This window comes from Desulfosarcina alkanivorans (assembly GCF_009688945.1).
GTDB lineage: Bacteria > Desulfobacterota > Desulfobacteria > Desulfobacterales > Desulfosarcinaceae > Desulfosarcina > Desulfosarcina alkanivorans.
Window position 1 is genome coordinate 2,867,267 of sequence record NZ_AP021874.1, and the last position, 19,829, is coordinate 2,887,095.

Sequence of the window (19,829 nt, forward strand, 5' to 3'; positions counted from 1 at the left end):
CATTTCATTTATACTGTCCACCACGATGGATTGGTGGTGGATCATAAAACTGTTCTGGGGCGGCGTCGGTCTGGGCCTCGCCTGCCTGCTGCTGATTGCGGTGTGGCGGGCCCAGGGGATTTTCGCCTGGAACCGTTCCCTGCAAAGGGAACTGAAATCCCTGGCCGAGGGGGCGGAAACCGTTTCCTTGAACCGCAGAAACGGCATTCGGGTGATCCAGGACCGCTGCGATGAAATTCGCTACTCCCTGTCGCCCGGCCGCGGTGGTCTGGATCAGCTGGTGGACTATGTCCGCGCCATCGCAGCCTGTTTTTTTCCGGACGCCCGGCGCCCCGAGCTCCAGGTATCGTTAGGGTATCTGGTTCAATGCATGAACGATTCCCTGGTCCGGTTTGACCGGATTCTCCAGCGACCGGAACTGAATCGTCTGAAATCGATGAATATCAAGACCATCCGCAACCTGTTTCGGTGGTCCACCGAGGTGATGCAGCACCCGTCGGTGAAGTGGTACGCGGAACATCGAATCCTGATACGGAGAATCAGCCGTATTCGCTTTCTTTTCTTTATCGATCCATTCTCCTGGATTTTTTTATTGTCGCGAAAGGTTGTGGTCCTTTTGCTGATACGGACGCTGGTCCTGGATATCACCGTTTATGTAGGCAAGGTGGCCCTGAATGCATACGACCAGGGCCATGGCAGGTCAGAGGAAGAAGATGTTGTCCTCCTGGAAGAGACCCTGGAAGATCTCTCCCATGTGCAGATGCCACCGGCCATGGAGGCCGATCCGGCCCTTCTTGAAATCCGCCGGGAACTGGTTGGATTTTCTACGGTGATGCTGTCCAGCCCAACCTGGGAGAAATGGAAAGTGGCTGTACGGAAAGCGGCAGACCATATTGCCCGAAATTATTTTCCCGATTCCGACACGCCTGTGGAAGAGGCCGCTATCGGTCCGCTGCTTTATCGGACACGGTCCTGGCTGGACACGCTGGGAAAGGGAGAGACGATTGCCATCGTTCGCTATGCATACCGCACACGACTTGAAACCCTGTTTCAAGCCAGGGATGTCTCCGAACTGATTCTCACCCCAACGGTTCGCCGCGCAATGCGGACCGCATTGGGTACGTACGGTTGGCTCAAATGGCCGCTGTTCATCTACCGGCATGCCAAACGATTCTCCCTTCCCCGTATGGCCGTGGACCTCGGGTGGTTCGCGGGCAAGAAAACGATTCTGGTTTTGATCCATGGCCGCACATTTGACCAGGTGTGCCGGGAATTGGACTGGGTCTACCGGATTTCATCCAGGTAAACAGGACGGTGCCATAAAAACCCGATATCTTGTGTTTCAGCGCTGCTCAAAATGGCCATGTTCCAATGCATGGTTGTGCTTCCTGAACAGTTTCTTGGAGTCTGTGGACGACAAGGACCGGCGATTCCACACAGTCATGGATAAATCACTTTAATCATTGACAGATTAATTCGTCAAAGACTATTCTTCATCAACATCACCCCCCTGCCACTTCCAAGAAGATATTCAGGAAAGAAGAGCGCATGAACAGGTTCGGACTGATCCAAGCCCTGAAGGCCGCCGATGGCCGTTCCAGAACAGAGGCCGAATCGGTGGTGAACCTGCTTTTCAACACAATAATCGATGCATTGATGGAAGGAGGTCGAGTCGAAATTCGTGGACGCCGTTCCATTTTTGTCAAAGAGTACCAATCCGACACCGGGCCTAATCCCAAAACGGGTGAGCCGTTTCGGATCACACCGGAGTAACTGCCCTTTTTCGATGCGGGTAAGGAATTGAAAGAAAGGGTCGATCGCCGATAATCCAGAGCCCGGATGCCGATTGGTGCAGCCCATGACTCAAGTATGCGGCGACCTGATAACCATTAACCCGAACCCAGACCAAGGAGGCCACATGACCAAAGCTGAACTTATCGAGAAAATTGCCAGGGAGGCCGACATTCCGAAAGCCACCGCAAAAGTGGCGTTCGACTCAGCGCTGGATGGCATCAAAAAAGGACTCAAGAAAAGAAACAGCAAGGTCACCCTGGTCGGATTCGGGACATTCAAAAATGTTTACCGCAAAACCCGGATGGGCCGGAATCCCCAAACCGGTGAAAAGATCAAAATCAAAGGGCGCAACGTGGTAACGTTCAAGCCGGGTAAACACCTTCCATAGCCGCCCGCCATCCTGTAATTCGGTGTGTGCATTTTTCCGGGGTACTTTATCTGCAGCGCATATGGACCGCGGCAGGACGCTGTCGCACAAAGGGGGAGGAAACGTCATGGAGTTCATCGACTATGCCGGCATGCACGCCATGCTCAAACAAACGGTCGACCGATATGGTGATAACAGTGCCTACAAATGGTTTACGGAGCCCGGGCAGACGGATTCGGTGACCTGGAACCAGTTTTACGGTCAGGTCCGGAAGGTGGGCAAATCGCTCATGGCGCTGGGGGTGGGCAAAGGCGACAAGGTCAACATTCTCAGTTATTCGCGCTATCAGTGGGTGCTCTGCGACATGGGCATCGCCAGCATCGGAGCGGTGACAGTGGGCATTTACCAGTCCAACCTGCCCAAAGATGTCCGTTATATCGTCGATCACTCGGATGCGGTGGTAATTTTCGCCGAGGACAATGCCCAGCTGGCCAAGCTGATGGAAATCCGGGCCGAGATTCCCGACATCCGCAAGGTGGTTCTGTTTTCCGGAGACGAACCGGCAGACGATTGGGTCATCAGCTTCGAAGGCTTTCTGGCGTTGGGCAAAGATGTCGCCGATGCCGATTTCGACTCAAGGGCGGACGCCGTGACATCGTCAGACCCGGCTGGCATCGTATACACATCCGGTACGACAGGGGTTCCCAAAGGCGCGGTGCTGACCCACGACAACATCACCTTTACGGCCCAGTCGGTGAAAGGCAGCACCAATATCAGCGAAGGAGAGGAAGTATTTTTGTTCCTGCCGCTGGCCCACGTGTTTGCCCGCACCTGTGTCTACGCCACCCTGCTCACCGGGTGCGCAACGACATTCACGCGCAGCATGGACACCATCGTCGAGGATATCGGCGCGGCCAGTCCGCACTGGTTTGCCAGCGTGCCCCGCATCTACGAAAAAGTCTACTCCAAGGTCATCAGCGGCGCGGAAGCCAAGGGCGGCGCAGCGCTGAAAATCTTCCGGTGGGCCTGTGAAGTGGGGGAGGCGGTCAGTGACTGCAAGCTCAACAAGCAGCCTATTCCCTTCGGGTTGGGAATCAAATATGCCTTGGCCAACAAGCTGGTCTTCAGCAAGGTGAAGGCAGCCCTGGGGGGCAGGGTCAAGTGGTGCATCAGCGGCGCAGCACCGTTGAACCCCTCCATTGCCAGGTTCTTCCACGCCGCCGACATTCTGATTCTCGAGGGCATCGGCATGACGGAAAACACATCGTTTACCAATCTCAACCGCTACGACAGCTATCGTTTCGGTTGGGTCGGCCCTCCAGGTCCCGGGATCGAGCAGAAACTTGCCGACGACGGTGAAGTGATGTATCGCGGGAGAAACGTCATGAAGGAATATTACAAAATGCCGGAAGAGACGGCTGAAACGATTACACCCGACGGGTGGCTGTACACCGGCGATCTGGGTGAGATCGACAGCGAGAACTTCCTGAAAATCACCGGGCGGAAAAAGGACCTCATTATCACTGCCGGCGGTAAAAACATAGCACCGTCCGCCATAGAAGGGGTCATCGCCACATCCAAGTACATCAATCAGATATGCATCATCGGGGACAAGCGCAAATTCCTCAGCGCGCTCGTCACCATCGATCCTGACAATGTGCCGGAATGGGCACAGGCCCGGGGCATCTCCTTCGACTCACTGGAAGCGTTGATGGCCAACGACAAGGTACAGGCAATGATCGAAAGGGAAGTGGCCATGAAAAACAAGGAATTCGCCAGCTTCGAAACGATCAAGAAGATCACCATCGTACCCGAGTTCACCATCGAAAACGGCCTGCTGACGCCAACGATGAAACTCAAAAAGAATGTGGCAATCGCCCAATACGAGGAAGCCATCAACGCAATGTATAGTGATGATTAGGTGGACGGTGCAAAAGATGATGTCGTCAAAGAAAATCTAACAATTTTGCCATATTCAAGCTGACGACACCCTGTTGGCATTATTCCTCGCGCTGGCGTCGTCGATTCAGTGCGGTTTACCCTTTCGCTCCAATTTGATATTTCGGTTTTTAATGAACATCCATGAAAGGCTGATTCCATGCCCTCAGATCGTAGAAAACGCAAACTGAGCGCTATTCTCAGTGCTGATGTAAAAGGGTACAGCCGCCTTATGGGAGAAGATGAGATCGCAACCGTTGACACGCTAAAAGAATACAGAAAGGTGTTGGCAACCCATATCAGCCAGTACAATGGACGGGTGGTAGACTCTCCGGGAGACAACCTGCTGGCACAATTTTCAAGCGTTGTGGATGCGGTGGAGTGCGCCGTTACGATACAGGGGGACATCAGCGCAAGGAATACGGCGTTTTCTGAAAATCGCAAAATGGAGTTTCGTATCGGCATCAACCTCGGAGATGTCATCGAGGATGGAGACCGCATTTACGGTGATGGAATCAACATTGCGGCCCGGATAGAAGGGATTGCCGACGGTGGCGGAATCTGCATATCCGGCACCGCCTATGACCAGGTCAAGAACAAGCTGAACCTGGTTTTCGCGTTCCTCGGAGAACAGCCTGTCAAGAATATTTCTGATCCGGTAAGGGTATATCGATTTTGTCCCGGGTCTGAAACCAGTGGCGAGTCACCGGGCCAAAAGCGGAAACAACTGGGGCCGTGGCACAAAGCGATTCTGTGCGGGGTTTCCTTCCTGGTGATTACAGGTGCTGCATGGGTGATGTTGACTTTTTTTCTTCATCCGGTTCCTGAAGACGTCGCTTCCGTCGAAAAAATGCTGTTTCCCCTGCCCGACAAACCGTCTATTGCCGTGCTGCCCTTCGTCAACATGAGCCGCGATCAGGAACAGGAGTACTTTGCCGACGGCATCAGCGAAACCATCATTTCAGCCCTTTCCCATATCCCCCAGATGTTCGTCATCGCCCGCAACTCGACGTTTACATACAAAGGCAAACCCGTAAAGGTTCAGCAGGTGAGCGAAGAACTGGGGGTGCAGTACGTCCTGGAAGGAAGCGTCCAGAGGTCCGGCGACCAAATCCGGGTGACGGCTCAACTGATAGATGCCACGACGGGACATCATCTATGGGCCGAACGCTATGATCGAGAACTGAAAGATATCTTTGCACTGCAAGATGAAATCACACTGAAGATACTTACGGCCCTGCAGGTGAAGCTTACCGAAGGTGAGCAGGCCCGACTGTGGGGCACGACGGACAACCTTGAGGCCTGGGGCAATCTCATCAGAGGATCCACCCTTTTTGAGCAGTTTACCAGGCAAAGCAACGCCAGGGCCCAGCAGTTCTTTGAACGGGCCGCAAAACTGGATCCGAATTGGGATATTGCCTGGACCATGCTGGCCTGGACGCACTGGGCCGAAGCAAGTCTGGGATGGAGCGAGTCTCCTGCCGAATCAATCAAGCAGGCGATTGACATTGCCACAAAGGCCGCAGGGATCAACAATACCCTTCCCGAGGTCCATTCGCTCTGGAGCAATATCTACCTGGCCCAGGGGGAGTATGACAAGGCCATTGGCGCGGGCCAGAAGGCAATTGCCCTTGGCCCCAACAATGCTTTGTGCCATATCCTTTTGTCGCATACCATGACCTGTGCGGGAAGATTCGACGAGGCGATCGAACTTGCGGAAAAAGCGATGCGCCTCAGCCCCTATAGTTCGGCCTGGTATTTAATGATGATTGACGATGCCTACCGAATGGCCGGCCGTTATGAGGAGGCGCTCGCCATAGGGAAACAGCACCTCGATCGTTGCCTTAACGGCGAGTGTGAGCCCTTCACGGCACATATGGGCCTGGCAGCGACTTACGTTGGCCTTGGGCGTATGGAAGCGGCTCGACGCCATGTCTCGGAGCTATTGAAAATCATGCCCGACCTCTCGGTGGGACAGGCTCGAAAGATCATCTTATTCAAAGACCCGGCCCACGTGGAACATTCTCTCGACGTCCTGCGCCAGGCAGGACTGCCTGAATGATCTCACTGTCAATACAGACCCAAACCGTATTTAGCGCCCATCCATAAATGGCCAAGTTGCCCGATATCTTTGTTGCGCTCAAAATTGTATCCTCGGAATATCAACCCTATGCCTGCGGTACAATTTTTCGCGCGCCTTGATCTCGAACAAATTTTCCTATTTCTGGATGCACACTATTTAACGGCTCCCCCTCTTCCATTAAAAAATCAGCTCGCCATTCTGGGTATTCCATAAAGCCAACATAGTTTGCGTTATAACTATCAGCATGTTAATCAGATGACAGTGCTTCTTCCGACAAAGAAAAGAGGGGTAAATGCCATTTGAAGATTGCCTGTGTCATCAGCTGGGGAAAACGGTAAGGAAGGTAACAAGGGCCTACCGCAATGAGATTGCTGCATAACCCGTAACATCCAAACTCATGGCGATAGACCATAAACAGACAATGCGTGAAGTCGTCGATTACGGTTCAGGGGAAAAACCACCGTCCAAATTCGTCAGGGAATGTTATGCCGTATAAAATCATCGGGATATCTGGAAGCCCGGTAAAAAATGGGAACGCAGACAAGTTTCTGGGATCGATCACGGATTCGGCTTCAGAAAAAGGACTCGATGCGGAAACGATCAACCTATCCACCATTGAAATCAAAAATTGCGTGCACTGCAATTTTTGTCTCGCAAAACAGAAACAGGGACGATACTGTTCACTGAAAGATGACGCACAGCTGGTATTCGAGAAACTGGAACGTGCCGATATCATCGTGTTGGCCAGCCCTGTTTACTTCATGCGCACCAGCGGAATGATGGCGACCTTAATGGACAGGCTGCGGGTTTTTATATTCGGGAACATCGCCGGAGGAAACCTGCGAAACAAAATTGGAATCACTGCCGGTGTCTCCTGGTTAAGGCATGGCGGAATGGAAACGACACACCTTTCACATCTGTATGCATTTTATACATTGGACATGATCCCGGCCACAGTCCACTCCTGCATCAGTCCCATGGGAGCGTCAGCTGTCTCCAGCAGACATGGCGAAGCCAGGTTTGATCCCTCCATTCGTATCGGTATAAAACAGGATCGAGCAGGTATTGAATCGGCAAGGGCCCGCCTTTCCCGCGCGCTGGAACTGACGGCGTTGATCAATGGGGGCCGGCCTTGAATTACCAGGACCAGCATAATAATGAAATGGGCACAACAATGAACAGGTCTTTTCCTGAGCAACTGACCGACCATGTGACCGTCTTTGGAAACGATCATTTCCGACATTATCTGGTCGGTGAATACCAGGAGGTACTGATCGAGTGCGGTGTGACATCCAGCGTCAGGGATTTCGCCGAACAGCTATCGGATTCGGCCCGGCAGGGGCCTGAAAAACTGCTGGCGATGCATGCCCACTTCGATCATGTCTGCGGCATTCCCGAGTTAAAACGGCATTTCCCTGATGCCAAAGTCCTCGCTTCGCCTGCGGCTGCCAGGGTTCTGGACAATCCGAAAGTTGTCGCCGGGTTTTTTGATCAGGACAGAAAACTCCCCGGGCGTTTCGAAACCGGGTTGTCCGAAGCGCCTGCCGGCCGATCGCCCCAGCCAAACCGGATTCCCGTTGATCGAACCGTCAGCGGTGGTGATCGAATTGCACTGAAAGGCGGTGGAGACCTGGAACTGATCGCTGCACCGGGCCACAGTCCCTGCGGCTTGGCTGCCTGGTTCGAAAGGGACCGTGTGCTTTTCATCTCAGATGCCCTTGGATTTCCAATTTCCGAAGATACGATCTTTCCGGTATTCTTTCACACCTATCGGCCATATATGGAAACCATCGAAAAGCTGGCGAAATATCCGGCCGAGGTCCTGGCATTTCCGCACAAGCGCATCTGGCAGGGAAAAGATGTGAAGGCCGTTTTTTCACGAGCGCTTTCTGCAGCTCAAAATATCCGGGAAGAGATTGTGTCGGGGGTGGCCAAGGGCAGGAAGCTGTCCGACCTCAAGCAAATGCTGTTCGATAGATTTTATCGCGAACACCTGCGGACCTATACCCCGGAGAACATTCGGCTCTGCGTGGATCTGCTGGTTCGCAGAAGCATCGAAGACCGCTGCACTGACAATGCTCACCCCTCGTAAACGCCCCTTAACGATATAATGCCCGGATGCAGGTGAAATTGGCTCTTCGGCATAAAAAATCAAGCCGTTAATTTCTAAAACAGTCGACATTGGTATTGACTATTTTTATTAATGAAATTATCCAGCTTTATATTTTTTGACCATACATTCAGCGAGGGAGTGATTTTGGACAGAACGATTCTTGACACCCTGGATAACGAGATAATTCAACTGTTGGTGGTAGATGGGCGCATGCCGATTGGTGAGATGGCCAAAAAGCTCAATGTGACCGCGCCGACCATTCGAAGCAGAATCAAGATTCTCGAGGATAAAGGGTTGTTCAAGGTTTCCGGTCTTGTCGACCCCGACCGGCATCCGGACATGATCACCGCTTTGGTCGCCATGAGCATTCAATCCAAAGGACAGTTGGATAAGATTCTGGATAAAATATCCCAGCTCCCGAATGTTACCTGGGCAGGGGTTGTTGCCGGACGCTATGACATCATTGCACAGGTTGTCTGCGTAGGAGGAAGAAACGAACTGTATCAATTTACCACTGAAACGATCCTGAAACTCGGCAATGTTGTCAGAAGTGAATCGTTTATCATCATGAAATCCAGGCAAAACTGGCTGCGCCTCCCCAAGGATGTGGGGAATATATAATTGAGATATCGAGATGAGAACTTCCGGCCTGCGGTTAAAACCGGAATTCGCATTTCACAAAATTTCTGGCTGTTACTTTCAGGTCCCACACCAGCTTTGCTGCTTTCGGCAAAGAAAAAACCGCAAAATCTATCATGTAAATTTAACGGATTCGTAAAAAGCCGATCTCTGCGTTATGCGTCATCCCTGCGAAACCAGAACCCGCCAGGAAAATCATCGGAGTTGGAATTACAACAGGTGTCAGGGCTTAAAAACCGGGGGTACCAATTGCCTGTTTATTCCATGGTCCTGCGAACCGGTAAAATATGCCCGGCCTTATTTGTGACGCCTTCATAGCAAGTGGTGCCGGATTCGAAGTATACTATCCAGGCCATTCCGGAATGAGAATCAAGCGTTGTCGCCGACCAATGGTAGCCCGTTGGGACAGCTGAAAACTTATGGTCGACGGGAAAGGCAGGATCTCTCCTGCTATAATCGATAAGGGTGCATAGTTCTCTCATTGACGGCAATCGCCAGTTGCCGGCGGATGATCCGTCAGAGAGGACAAGATCCGGGTTCGGGCCACAGTCACCGTCTTTTAGCGATGCGACCGCATGCGAAGTGCTCTTCCAATCCAGCATTCCAAAGCAATTGGTATTTTTTAACCAGATGAGGGTTGTTAGCGTGTCGGTCACGGTGCCATCATTATTGTCTATAAATCGGGAAATGGGGATGGCTTCATCCAGCAATAGTAGCGCATACTGTCGATGAAAGATACATGGCAGACGGTCCCCTTTCCAATCATAGCAGTCAGAATTATAAGGGTTTACGATTCCGCCCCATTCCCCGTCGATTTGAGAATTTGACAGCGAACTGTTTTCATCGGCATATGCACCACTGCCGGGCAGCAAAAAGACAAAAAATGCGAAAACAGTATTCCGAGCCAGTCTGAGGGCATTGGTTATCATCGATCAATCCCCATGGCCCTATTTTATTCCGATGGTGCTCGATGCGGCACGTTGACGATGCCGGCTCTGACCGAACCTCCATAGGCGATGGAAAATACGGCCTGCTGCTTCGATGAATGGTAGAATTATTTTCGAGATGCAGCTTCATAAACCGATCGATTATCCTTTTCCCATTCTCTTTGGGTTCCCAACAGCGACGGGTCGGTTGCCTCCTGAATTGTATAATCTGTATAGGCCCTAAGATAGTGTGTGCCCGACCAAAACCACACCGTAGAGCCCCATGCCAGGCTGACACGGTCGTCATCGATCCCGTTTAATATATCGGCTCTCCATCCTTCTTCGATCTCATAGCGTCCATTTACTTTTGAGCGTTCTGTAATATACGTCGACAGGTTGCGACTATTAAAAACGAGCTTCAACTTGTTCCGTTCCATGATGAAGTGAAAATTGGGGCGATACACGCCTTTTCGCGAACCGGAGAGCAGGTAGAAGACATAGACTTTCTGGCCGTCTCCAATGTTTGCGACAATGTCACAGTCTGTTGCTGAGGCGAGCCGTGAGAAATCAGCCTCCTGGGCCCCCTCTTTAATGTGATCTCCCCAGATTATACGCGACACTTCTTCCGGGTTTTGGCATTGGACACACTTCAAGATGTACTGAACCAGCGCATTGTCGTCAATTTGGCTGCGCTTTGGACCTTGAATTCGGGACGCTTGCAATTCCTGCGCGATGTTCCCCTGACTCGACGATGCCATCGGTGCCATGGGCAATAGAAACGATCCCAGAATCAGGGCCGCCAGATAGACAATGAATGGATTTGATTTCATATAGTCCTCCTTTTTGATGTGTCTGAGGCGAAAGGCCATCCCCCTGGCAGTGGATGTGAACACCGCCAACGCCGGGAAGACTGCTCCCGAAAGGATTGGTTTCGACCGAATGCGATCAATAGTTGGCCATAGGTCCTGGGCGAGAGGGTTCCGTGGAAGAGAACCGTTCCATCGCATATCGCTTCCCGTGTCCATCTGAGACGGGACATGGCAAACCAGACAACAGGGTGGAAGAAATAGACGATTTTTACCCAGTAATTTCCGGTTAAGAAATTGCATGAAAATAATTTAAATTCAGCAGGTTAAAGGTATTTTTTACTTGACATAGGGTCGCTAATGTGGGCGGCGTTTTTGTATATCCTACTATTACAGGAGGTTATGCATGCCGCGCACATTCAAGCCCTTCCAAAAAGGTTGCAAGTTCGAATTTCATTCTCTTTTTCGACCAGCGATAAAGGCAACATCACAGATGCCAGCTCTCAATTCAAAAGGTAACCGACCCTTGCAGATGACTTTTGAAGAACATCTGCGGGCGCTTGTTTACTTTCACCTTGAAGAACATCACTCCGCTCAACATCTGCTGCAAGTTCTCGAAGAAGATGATTTTGCCAAAAGTGAAATCGCACCGGAAAACGGAATCAAAAAAAGCAGCTTTTCAGAGGCCACCAACAGCCGGGGGCTTGAACAGTTCATGCATGTCTTTCAAAACCTGCAAGCCCAGGCCGCTGAAATTTTACCCAAACAACATCCCGAACTTGGCAATCTGATGGGCATTGATGGTTCCCTGATCAATGCCTCCTTATCCATGCACTGGGCCGACTATCGTAAAAAATCAAAAAAGGCCAAGGTCCATGTCGGTTTTGACCTGAATCAGGCGATTCCAAGAAGGATTTATCTTACCGATGGTAAAGGTGCCGAAAGACCTTTCGTCAACTTAATCCTTTCCGAAGGACAAACCGGCGTTATGGACCGCGGTTACCAAAGCCACAAACACTTTGACCAATGGCAGCGCGACAGAAAATCGTTTATGTGCCGGATCAAGGCCAGTACTAAAAAAACGATCATTAGGGAAAGCCCGACTGCCCCTGGTAGCATCGTCTTTTTTGATGCCATCGTTATTCTGGGAACTACTGAAATCAATCGAACCAAAGAACCGTTGCGCCTGGTAGGATACGAAGTCGATCGTGTCAAATACTGGATCGCCACCAATCGTGTCGACTTAACCGCCGAACAAATCGCTGCTGCGTATAAGCTTCGCTGGGACATCGAAAACTTTTTCGCTTGGTGGAAACGGCACCTGAAAGTCTATCATCTCATCGCCAGAAGCGAGCATGGACTGATGGTGCAAATTCTGGCCGGCCTGATCACCTATTTGTTGTTGGCGATCTATTGCCATCGCGAATTTAACGAGCGGGTTTCAATCAAACGCGTTCGCCAACTACGCATAAAAATACAAAATGAATTACGCGCGAGCATGTATGATAAGCCGCCTGATTCAAATTCCAAAGAACAACAATTACGAGAAGTTAATGCAAAAACTTAACCGGAAATTACTGATTTTTACCAACTCCTGCAGGCAGATTGCAAGATCGTCCCAACGTTTCACATGCACCAGTTCATGGGCCAGGATTGATTCCAGGGCAGCATGCCCGGACGAGGCGATCAGATGCTCCGGCAGTATGATTACAGGCCGAAAGCGCCTTATGGTATAGGCGGGCGTCTTTGATATGACGGTCTTTACTTTCACCGCTCTATGGATATGCAATCGCCTGCGCCAGGTGTTGACGATAGTTAACACAGCGGGATCCTGAGACGTTTCTCCCCGCCATACAAATTTCCGATATCGACGGCGTGTGCGAAGAAACAGCACCAGCAGCGAGGTGACAATTGTGAAATAGGTGCAGAAGACAACAAGGCGGAGCGACTTCAACACGGCTGGAGTCGGGACCGCGACCCACCTGCTGGTAACCGTCGCGCCACCCCAGGAGGGATTGAGGACCTCAGACAGGACTGTGCCGGATATAAAGGCGGAGGTCGGATTTTGGTGTCCCTGGTAAAGATGGGATCCAGTTGGAAAGGCTATGTTTTGCTGCGGAACCGCACGTGGGGGAACAGACCGAATCAACCGGCTGGCACTCCAGGGCGCGGCCATATCAGGCGGCAGCAGCAGACGCAACAGGACCAGCAGCCACAAAGCGTGCTGCCAGCGGGGATATCTTCCCCGGCAGCATTTTACCATTGCCCAGATCAGGGGGAAGAGGACAAGCGCATAGAAAGATTGCCGCGCCAGGATGGCAAGAACTGTTTGGGCGATTGGGTCAGGAGGTATCATGGCGCGCCTCCGTTTCATCCGCCAGGAGCTTTTCCAATTCCCGGACCTCCTCCGCCTTCAGGACCTTGCTCCTGGAAAAAAGGGCCACGACCTCCCCGTAGTCCAGTTCCAGGACATGGTCCGCAAAAAACTGGACGATCCGGGTAAATCCCGTCGGCCGGGATATGAGCGGGCGATATAGGAAAACACCGTGGAATTTTTCCCTTGCCAGCAACTGCTTTCGGACCATCCGGTCCATCATGTTTTTGGTTGTGGAATAGGCCCAGTCATGTGCAGCGGTTATTTGATCGTGAACTTCCCGTACACTGAGCTTTCCGTTTTTCCAGATGATTCTCAGGATATTAAATTCCGCCTTGGTCAAATCCGGCATGGGTGGATTCTTGGTCATGAGCACCTCAATGCTAATAGTTAATTTAACTGTTACATTGTAACGATTATAAATGAATATATATATAACCAAGGTAGAATGTCAAGCCTTTTTACCGGAAGTTGACGCTTTGTCGTTGTATGGTTCGCACGGCGAAGGATGGCCTTTCAGCAAGTTTCAAAATCACGAACAACATCATTGGATTTCAGCCTGACTGCGAAGCGATAGGTAAAAAATTCATGATGCACCTGGATAGTCCCCACCCATAAATTGCCAATTCGCCAGCTATCTGCGTTCCGCTCAAAATTTTATCCCTCGAATATCAACCATACGCCTGCGGTACTATTTCTCGCGTGTCGCATCTCGAACAAATTTGCCAATTTCTGGAAGGACTCTGAATCACGGGCTGAATGATTCGCTGTTATATGTACGCCAACCCAATAAAACTTAGTAGAGGAGGGACTCGTCATGGAAATGGATTATGGCATTCTTTCATTATTGCCGCCTTTGTTGGCGATTATTTTGGCCGTGATTACTAAACAGGTATTGCTGTCTCTTTTTGCCGGTATCTGGGTTGGGGCCACAATGGCAGCCGGATGGAACCCCGTCATGGGATGGATTGAGACTTTCCGCGTTTTTATTTTCAAGGCACTGGGAGACAGTTGGAATGCTTCGGTTCTCATCATGCTCATGCTTGTCGGAGCTTTCGCAGCCATGATCGAAAGAGGGGGAGGCGCCCATGCGTTTGCTGATGCCTTGAGCAAGAAAATCAAAACCAGGAAACAGGGACAGCTTACCGCCTGGGCGGGAGGACTGGTGGTTTTCTTCAGTGACTCAAGCAACGCGGTTATTGTTGGACCGATCTTCAGAACCATTACAGATAAGTTGAAGATTTCCCGGGAAAAGCTGGCTTATATCGTCGACTCGACCAGTGCCGCCGTTCCTGCATTACTGCCAATAACTGCATGGGGTGCCTTTTTAGTGGGTCTCATAGCGGATCAATTTGAAGAAGCATCCCACCCGGTCGATCCGTTTAATGCTTTTGTATCCAGCATACCCTATATGTTTTATTTGATCGGGTGTATTCTGCTCGTATTTTTGATCGCATATTTCGGCAAGGATTTCGGTCCGATGAGCAAAGCGGAACGAAGGGCTAACGAAGAAGGCAAACTGATTGCCGACGGTGCTAAGCCGATCAGAAAAGAGGTTGCCATCAAACTACCGGAAGATTCCCAACCTACGGTCTGGAACATGATTACTCCGGTCATCATTCTGATCGTTATGATATTAGGTATGTTTTTAGGGACGGGGGGGGCCCGGAAAAAGGTGTCCTGGCAGCCCTTGGTTCCGGCAGTTCAATTATTTCTCTCACAATGGCTTTTTTTATCGCCACGATAGTAGCCGCCTATTATGACAATCGCGGGCGTCTCAAACCCGGCGTAGCCGACCGTTGGGACATTGATCCGGACAACTCACCGGTGAAAAGCAGATAACAACCTATTCAAACGACGGGTAGCGGTTTAAAAGGCTTATTCAACAAGATCATTCAACCGCAAACCAGGGACGGGCGAAGGGTTTGACTGTTTTTTGGCTATTCGGCGCCTGATCCTGCACCGGCTCACCTCACCAGCTGCAATTCCAAAAAAAGAAAATGACCTCGCCCCGTTCGGAGCATTTTTAAAAATTATAATCATTACATTTTTCTAAAAGATAAATTTAAGCGTTGACAATTTTTTATGATGAAACTATACAGGTTAAAGTTTCTTAAAAGAAAATATAAAAGAGGCTAATTTTTGAATAAGAAAATACTTGATGTCTTGGACAATGAATTGATCGCTCTCCTGACCGAGGACGGGCGCATGCCGATTGGCGAGATGGCCAGAAAGCTCAATGTAACGGCGCCAACCATTCGAAACAGAATCAAGATTCTCGGAGAAAAAGGGTTGTTCAAGGTTTCCGGGCTTGTCGATCCCGACCAGCATCCGGACATGATCACCGCTTTGGTCGCCATAAGCATTCAATCCAAAGGACAGTTGGATAAGATTTTAGACAAGATATCCCAGCTCCCCAATGTTACCTGGGCAGGAGTGGTCGCCGGGCGCTATGACATCATTGCCGAGGTTGTCTGTGTGGGGGGAAGAAAGGAATTATACCAGTTTACAACGGAAACGATCCTAAAGCTCGGCAATGTTGTCAGAAGTGAATCGTTTATCATCATGAAATCCAGGCAGAAGTGGCTGCGCCTGCCTGAAGGTGTGCGAGAAATCTAACCGAAGGTCAATCAGTAATCATACGGTGGAGGGGATAGATAATGAAAAAAATAATTATCGCCATTCAATTCGCCATGATCCTTTTGTGCATTGCATCCAATGGATACGCCGGCCAGGAAGAAGCGTCCGTTACCAACAGCCTGGGGATGAAATTTATTCTCATAACACCCGGCAAATTTATGATGGGAAGCCCCGAAGAGGAGCCTGGACGGTATGCCGGCGAAAAATTACATCCCGTCAACCTGACGAAACCTTTTTACATGCAGACGACCGAGACGACACAGGAACAATGGGTGTCCTTGATGGGAAAAAACCCTTCAAGCCATATCGGATGCGGGGCCAACTGTCCGGTGGAGCAGGTTTCATGGGAGGATGTGCAGCAATTTATTCAAAAGCTGAACGAGATAGAAGGAACCGATAAATACAGGCTGCCTACCGAGGCCGAATGGGAATATGCCTGCCGGGCGGGAAGTACAACGGCGTTTCCCAACGGCAGTATCAGCAGCCTCCAATGTGGTGTTGACGACAACCTGGATGCCATCGGCTGGTACTGCGGGAACTCCCAAAACCTGATTAAGCCGGTCGCTGGAAAAAAGCCGAATGCATGGGGACTCTACGACATGCTCGGGAATGTCCAGGAATGGTGCCATGACTGGTTTGGGGCCTATCCGGACGATGAGGTGGTCAATCCGAAAGGGCCCAGGAAAGGTTCCTACCGTGTGATGCGTGGCGGCGTCTGGTACAGCCCGGCCCGTGATGCCCGGTGTGCAAGCCGTTTTGGGAGCCCTCCGCATTACCGGTTCCAACATATCGGTTTCAGGTTGTGCATGGCCCAATAATAATGAACGCACGACTCACGCCCGGGGGGAGGTGGTACGGTCACCGGAATAAATTCATCATGTTAAATGCAATGTGAACGGATACTGGATAACGGGAGGGAAAATGAAAAAGTTTAAATTCGTTTCGGTGTTGGCTGCGGCGGTTCTCGTTCTCGGTTCCTGGGGCATGGCCTCGGCGGGAACCCTCGACGAAATTTCAAAGCGGGGAGAAATCCGCATCGCCTGTCAGACGCAGGGCGCGCCATTCAGCTTTGTGGACAGAAATGGCGACCGAACCGGCAGTTCCGTCGAGCTCTGCAATCTGATTGCCAAGGAAATGGGGGTCAAGGTCAAATACCTCAATTATGATTGGGACGGCCTGACTCCGGCCCTGCTTTCAAAGAAGGCTGACATGCTCGCCGCCGACATGACACCGACGCTGAAACGGGCCATGAGAATCGCGTTTACCGACCCGTACATGTATGTCGGCAGTGTGGTGTTCGTGAAACAGGACAGCCCGATCAAAACACTGGAAGACATTAAGGCCGGGACAAAGATGGCCGTGCTTCTGGGCTCGACCGGTGAAAGCGACGCCAGAAAAGTTTTTCCGGATGCAAAATACAAGACGTATAAAGGCGGCGGCCCGCTGTTGATCAATGCCGTCATTGCCGGACACGTCGAGGCCGCGGTGAACGACGGTTCATCTGTTCGCAGCCAGATATCCAATTTCCCGCCCAACAGCGTCCGGATTCTGGAAGGCCAGTTGTCCCGGTCCCCGCTGGCCTTTGCCGTTCGATATGATTCTCCCGATCTTAAAAACTGGCTCAACCTGTTTTTCCTGCACAAAAAGCTGGACGGCAGTCTTGATGAGAATCTGGACTACTGGGTCAATTCACTGGACTGGAAGAAAGATCATTAAGCAGCCTTTTACTTCACGGGCGGGTGGCAGTTTACCGATGTGAGCCGGGTGCTCCGGCTCACATCTCCGCCAAATCGAATCCCTGACTGGGAAATTAAGGGCTAAAGATATGCTTGAAGCTTTCAATTTCAGAGCCATCCTGGAATACATGCCAACCTATGGGCAATGCTTTTTGGCCACCCTCTGGCTGTCTGCCTTGTCGCTGTTTGGCGCGATACTGGTGGGAATCGCCGCCTGCGCCATGCGGCTGAGCCATTCACGGCTCCTGTCCGGCGCAGCCGGTGTTTACATCGAAAGCATCCGCTCCACCCCACTTCTGGCGCAGCTCTATTTTTTCTATTTTGGCCTGCCGACTTTCGGGGTCATGCTTCCCGAATGGGTCACCGGGGTGATTGCCCTGACCCTGAACAGCGGTGCCTACTACGCCGAAATCATTCGGGCGGGTATCCAGGCCATTCACTCCGGGCAGATCGAAGCCGGAATTGCTTCCGGTTTCAGCTATCTGCAGCGGATGCGCTATATCATCCTGCCCCAGGCACTGGGGATGACGATCCGGCCCATGCTGGGGCAAGCCATCGTTTTGGTAAAAGACTCGTCGCTGCTCTCGCTGATTTCGATATTGGAATTGACGAGGGCCGGCCAGCTGCTGACATCGGAGCGATTCATGCCTGCTGAAGGGTTTCTGACCACGGCCGTTTTTTATCTGATCATTTACTACATGCTCAAGGCTTTCTCGGGCTGGTCCGAAAAAAAGCTGATTTTTCGGGAAGCGCATTGAGATGCGAGGAATGAAATATGTGGGGTTTCTATTTTAACGAACTGATACGCAGCCTACCCTCTTTTCTCGAAGGCCTTTGGATGACCGTCGCCGTCTCCGGGCTGAGCCTGTTGGCAGGGACCGTCATCGGATTCATCTGTGGCATCTTCAGGGCCGGTAAAAACAGGATTCTCCGAACCATCATCGGTGCATGGGTAGACCTAATTCGGGGAACACCATTCCTGGTGCAGGTATTCATCATTTTCTTTATTCTGCCCAGCGCCGGCATAGAACTTGAGGCGTTCTCCGCAGCGGTTATCGCATTGAGCAATTTAACGGCCAGTTTTATCTGCGAAATCGTCGCCTCAGGGATCATTGCCGTGCCCAAAGGGCAGAGTGAAGCGGCGACCGCCGCCGGACTGTCTCCGTTTCAACAGCTCTGGTACATTGTCCTGCCCCAGGCCATGCGTTCGATCTTGCCGCCTCTGGTGGGACAGTATGTTCTCCTGGTGAAAGATTCATCCGTTGTCTCGGCAATTGGCGTGGTCGATATAACCAGAGTCGGCTGGCTGACGGTGCAGCGCATTCCGGAAGGGTTGATGGTGTTCGGCCTTGTCGGGCTTTTGTATTTTGCCATCTGCTATCCGTTGATTAATCTGTCAGGCTACCTGGAAAGGCGCATGACGGTTGTGTCAACCAAGCTTTAAAGCGGTCTATGCAACGGTGTTGTCGGAAACGGTGCATGTCAGAAGGGGAATAGCGCAATGATATCTTTCAAGAATGTAAACAAATGGTACGGGGACCTTCACGTCCTGAAAAATATCGACCTGGAGGTTGCTGAAGGGGAAGTGGTGGTGGTCTGCGGCCCCAGCGGATCGGGCAAAAGCACCCTGATTCGATGTATCAACCGGTTGGAACCCATCCAGGAAGGCGAACTTGTCGTCGATTCCATGGCGGTGCATGACAAAAAGATCAATATGACCAAAGTCAGGGCGGATATCGGGTTTGTTTTTCAGTCCTTCAACCTCTATCCTCACATGACAGCGTTGCAGAATACAATCATCGCGCCGGTCAAAGTCAGGAAAATGAACAAGGATGAAGCTGAAAGACTCGGCCGTGAGATGCTCGTCCGGGTGGGACTGGAGGAGCGGATCGATCACTATCCGGCCCAACTCTCAGGAGGACAGCAGCAGCGCGTGGCGATTGCGCGGGGCTTGTGCATGCAACCCAAGATCATGCTTTTCGATGAACCCACATCGGCTCTGGATCCGGAAATGATCAATGAAGTTCTCGATGTGATGCGCGGACTGGCCAGAGAGGGCATGACGATGATGGTGGTCACCCACGAGATGGGATTCGCCCGGGAAGTGGCCAGCCGGGTCGTTTTCATGGATGAGGGGCAAATCATAGAAATGGCGCCTCCGGACGATTTTTTTACCAATCCCCAAACCGATCGGGGAAAATTTTTCCTGAAATCGATTCTGACCCACTGACGGGTTGTTCAGTTAAAACCCGATTCGGGGCGCTTTATCTTAATTTCAGGAAAACGGGACTCATTTTCATACGGATTCGCCTTGCTGGGCCGGAATAATTTTTTTTGTTTCCAACAGATTCAGGATCCATTAAATGGTTATTTCCCATTGATTTGGGTCTTCACGAAATCAGTGCTGATAAAC

At 51.2% G+C, this 19,829-nt stretch carries 20 protein-coding genes; 16 read left to right on the top strand and 4 right to left on the bottom strand.

Annotated elements, in window-relative coordinates; genetic code table 11:
* Positions 1 to 25 precede the first annotated feature (25 nt).
* The 8 genes from DSCA_RS12635 to DSCA_RS12670 all read left to right on the top strand — a co-directional run bounded on the left by DSCA_RS12635 (position 26) and on the right by DSCA_RS12670 (position 8,916).
* Complete coding sequence (locus DSCA_RS12635; RefSeq protein WP_155316770.1) at positions 26 to 1,306, top strand: hypothetical protein; 1,281 nt, start codon at positions 26 to 28, stop codon at positions 1,304 to 1,306.
* A gap of 242 nt (positions 1,307 to 1,548) precedes the next feature.
* Positions 1,549 to 1,773: an HU family DNA-binding protein gene (locus tag DSCA_RS12640; RefSeq protein ID WP_155316771.1), complete on the top strand. Its 225-nt coding sequence runs from the start codon at positions 1,549 to 1,551 to the stop codon at positions 1,771 to 1,773.
* Between the two features lie 145 nt (positions 1,774 to 1,918).
* On the top strand, positions 1,919 to 2,182 hold the full coding sequence (locus DSCA_RS12645) for an HU family DNA-binding protein (protein ID WP_155320402.1): 264 nt from the start codon (positions 1,919 to 1,921) through the stop codon (positions 2,180 to 2,182).
* A 106-nt stretch (positions 2,183 to 2,288) separates the two neighbouring features.
* Complete coding sequence (locus tag DSCA_RS12650; protein WP_155316772.1) at positions 2,289 to 4,082, top strand: AMP-dependent synthetase/ligase; 1,794 nt, start codon at positions 2,289 to 2,291, stop codon at positions 4,080 to 4,082.
* A gap of 177 nt (positions 4,083 to 4,259) precedes the next feature.
* On the top strand, positions 4,260 to 6,161 hold the full coding sequence (locus DSCA_RS12655; RefSeq protein WP_155316773.1) for an adenylate/guanylate cyclase domain-containing protein: 1,902 nt from the start codon (positions 4,260 to 4,262) through the stop codon (positions 6,159 to 6,161).
* A 506-nt stretch (positions 6,162 to 6,667) separates the two neighbouring features.
* Positions 6,668 to 7,318: a flavodoxin family protein gene (locus DSCA_RS12660; protein WP_155316774.1), complete on the top strand. Its 651-nt coding sequence runs from the start codon at positions 6,668 to 6,670 to the stop codon at positions 7,316 to 7,318.
* A 38-nt stretch (positions 7,319 to 7,356) separates the two neighbouring features.
* The gene (locus tag DSCA_RS12665; RefSeq protein ID WP_167527744.1) at positions 7,357 to 8,274 is read left to right on the top strand and encodes an MBL fold metallo-hydrolase; all 918 of its coding nucleotides are present in this window, start codon (positions 7,357 to 7,359) and stop codon (positions 8,272 to 8,274) included.
* Positions 8,275 to 8,439: 165 nt separating this feature from the next.
* A complete protein-coding gene (locus tag DSCA_RS12670) occupies positions 8,440 to 8,916 on the top strand; it encodes an Lrp/AsnC family transcriptional regulator (RefSeq protein ID WP_167527745.1) in 477 nt (158 codons plus the stop codon).
* Positions 8,917 to 9,191: 275 nt separating this feature from the next.
* On the opposite strand, the gene DSCA_RS12675 is transcribed toward DSCA_RS12670, so the two are convergent.
* Complete coding sequence (locus tag DSCA_RS12675; protein WP_155316777.1) at positions 9,192 to 9,863, bottom strand: Lcl C-terminal domain-containing protein; 672 nt, start codon at positions 9,861 to 9,863, stop codon at positions 9,192 to 9,194.
* 125 nt (positions 9,864 to 9,988) lie between these two features.
* The gene (locus DSCA_RS12680; protein ID WP_155316778.1) at positions 9,989 to 10,690 is read right to left on the bottom strand and encodes a hypothetical protein; all 702 of its coding nucleotides are present in this window, start codon (positions 10,688 to 10,690) and stop codon (positions 9,989 to 9,991) included.
* A gap of 382 nt (positions 10,691 to 11,072) precedes the next feature.
* Here DSCA_RS12680 and DSCA_RS12685 point away from each other — a divergent pair, with 382 nt between their 5' ends.
* Positions 11,073 to 12,233 (top strand): IS4 family transposase, encoded by a 1,161-nt coding sequence (locus DSCA_RS12685; protein WP_155316779.1) that lies wholly within the window; start codon positions 11,073 to 11,075, stop codon positions 12,231 to 12,233.
* Here the strand turns inward: DSCA_RS12685 and DSCA_RS12690 are convergent.
* Positions 12,207 to 13,022 (bottom strand): M56 family metallopeptidase, encoded by an 816-nt coding sequence (locus DSCA_RS12690; protein ID WP_167527746.1) that lies wholly within the window; start codon positions 13,020 to 13,022, stop codon positions 12,207 to 12,209. The genes DSCA_RS12685 and DSCA_RS12690 overlap by 27 nt on opposite strands.
* Positions 13,009 to 13,410: a BlaI/MecI/CopY family transcriptional regulator gene (locus DSCA_RS12695; RefSeq protein ID WP_155316781.1), complete on the bottom strand. Its 402-nt coding sequence runs from the start codon at positions 13,408 to 13,410 to the stop codon at positions 13,009 to 13,011. Before DSCA_RS12695 ends, DSCA_RS12690 begins: the two co-directional genes overlap by 14 nt.
* 447 nt (positions 13,411 to 13,857) lie before the next feature.
* Here DSCA_RS12695 and DSCA_RS12700 point away from each other — a divergent pair, with 447 nt between their 5' ends.
* From DSCA_RS12700 to DSCA_RS12730, 7 genes are all read left to right on the top strand, one after another.
* Positions 13,858 to 14,787, top strand: a complete 930-nt coding sequence (locus DSCA_RS12700; protein WP_155316782.1) for an SLC13 family permease — start codon at positions 13,858 to 13,860, stop codon at positions 14,785 to 14,787.
* Positions 14,788 to 15,182: 395 nt separating this feature from the next.
* Positions 15,183 to 15,659, top strand: a complete 477-nt coding sequence (locus DSCA_RS12705) for an Lrp/AsnC family transcriptional regulator (protein WP_155316783.1) — start codon at positions 15,183 to 15,185, stop codon at positions 15,657 to 15,659.
* Between the two features lie 41 nt (positions 15,660 to 15,700).
* Positions 15,701 to 16,498, top strand: a complete 798-nt coding sequence (locus DSCA_RS12710; protein WP_155316784.1) for a formylglycine-generating enzyme family protein — start codon at positions 15,701 to 15,703, stop codon at positions 16,496 to 16,498.
* Between the two features lie 103 nt (positions 16,499 to 16,601).
* The gene (locus DSCA_RS12715; RefSeq protein WP_155316785.1) at positions 16,602 to 17,396 is read left to right on the top strand and encodes an ABC transporter substrate-binding protein; all 795 of its coding nucleotides are present in this window, start codon (positions 16,602 to 16,604) and stop codon (positions 17,394 to 17,396) included.
* A gap of 109 nt (positions 17,397 to 17,505) precedes the next feature.
* Complete coding sequence (locus tag DSCA_RS12720; protein WP_155316786.1) at positions 17,506 to 18,174, top strand: amino acid ABC transporter permease; 669 nt, start codon at positions 17,506 to 17,508, stop codon at positions 18,172 to 18,174.
* Between the two features lie 17 nt (positions 18,175 to 18,191).
* Positions 18,192 to 18,860, top strand: a complete 669-nt coding sequence (locus DSCA_RS12725; protein ID WP_155316787.1) for an amino acid ABC transporter permease — start codon at positions 18,192 to 18,194, stop codon at positions 18,858 to 18,860.
* Positions 18,861 to 18,917: 57 nt separating this feature from the next.
* A complete protein-coding gene (locus DSCA_RS12730; protein ID WP_155316788.1) occupies positions 18,918 to 19,646 on the top strand; it encodes an amino acid ABC transporter ATP-binding protein in 729 nt (242 codons plus the stop codon).
* Positions 19,647 to 19,829: the final 183 nt, after the last annotated feature.

Excerpts from the sequence above, each read along its gene's own strand:
- DSCA_RS12635 (WP_155316770.1), top strand. The coding sequence starts at position 26 with ATGGATTGGTGGTGGATCATAAAACTGTTCTGGGGCGGCGTCGGTCTG.
- DSCA_RS12640 (WP_155316771.1), top strand. The coding sequence starts at position 1,549 with ATGAACAGGTTCGGACTGATCCAAGCCCTGAAGGCCGCCGATGGCCGT.
- DSCA_RS12645 (WP_155320402.1), top strand. The coding sequence starts at position 1,919 with ATGACCAAAGCTGAACTTATCGAGAAAATTGCCAGGGAGGCCGACATT.
- DSCA_RS12650 (WP_155316772.1), top strand. The coding sequence starts at position 2,289 with ATGGAGTTCATCGACTATGCCGGCATGCACGCCATGCTCAAACAAACG.
- DSCA_RS12655 (WP_155316773.1), top strand. The coding sequence starts at position 4,260 with ATGCCCTCAGATCGTAGAAAACGCAAACTGAGCGCTATTCTCAGTGCT.
- DSCA_RS12660 (WP_155316774.1), top strand. The coding sequence starts at position 6,668 with ATGCCGTATAAAATCATCGGGATATCTGGAAGCCCGGTAAAAAATGGG.
- DSCA_RS12665 (WP_167527744.1), top strand. The coding sequence starts at position 7,357 with ATGAACAGGTCTTTTCCTGAGCAACTGACCGACCATGTGACCGTCTTT.
- DSCA_RS12675 (WP_155316777.1), bottom strand. The coding sequence starts at position 9,863 with ATGATAACCAATGCCCTCAGACTGGCTCGGAATACTGTTTTCGCATTT.
- DSCA_RS12680 (WP_155316778.1), bottom strand. The coding sequence starts at position 10,690 with ATGAAATCAAATCCATTCATTGTCTATCTGGCGGCCCTGATTCTGGGA.
- DSCA_RS12685 (WP_155316779.1), top strand. The coding sequence starts at position 11,073 with ATGCCGCGCACATTCAAGCCCTTCCAAAAAGGTTGCAAGTTCGAATTT.
- DSCA_RS12690 (WP_167527746.1), bottom strand. The coding sequence starts at position 13,022 with ATGATACCTCCTGACCCAATCGCCCAAACAGTTCTTGCCATCCTGGCG.
- DSCA_RS12695 (WP_155316781.1), bottom strand. The coding sequence starts at position 13,410 with ATGACCAAGAATCCACCCATGCCGGATTTGACCAAGGCGGAATTTAAT.
- DSCA_RS12700 (WP_155316782.1), top strand. The coding sequence starts at position 13,858 with ATGGAAATGGATTATGGCATTCTTTCATTATTGCCGCCTTTGTTGGCG.
- DSCA_RS12710 (WP_155316784.1), top strand. The coding sequence starts at position 15,701 with ATGAAAAAAATAATTATCGCCATTCAATTCGCCATGATCCTTTTGTGC.
- DSCA_RS12715 (WP_155316785.1), top strand. The coding sequence starts at position 16,602 with ATGAAAAAGTTTAAATTCGTTTCGGTGTTGGCTGCGGCGGTTCTCGTT.
- DSCA_RS12720 (WP_155316786.1), top strand. The coding sequence starts at position 17,506 with ATGCTTGAAGCTTTCAATTTCAGAGCCATCCTGGAATACATGCCAACC.
- DSCA_RS12725 (WP_155316787.1), top strand. The coding sequence starts at position 18,192 with ATGTGGGGTTTCTATTTTAACGAACTGATACGCAGCCTACCCTCTTTT.
- DSCA_RS12730 (WP_155316788.1), top strand. The coding sequence starts at position 18,918 with ATGATATCTTTCAAGAATGTAAACAAATGGTACGGGGACCTTCACGTC.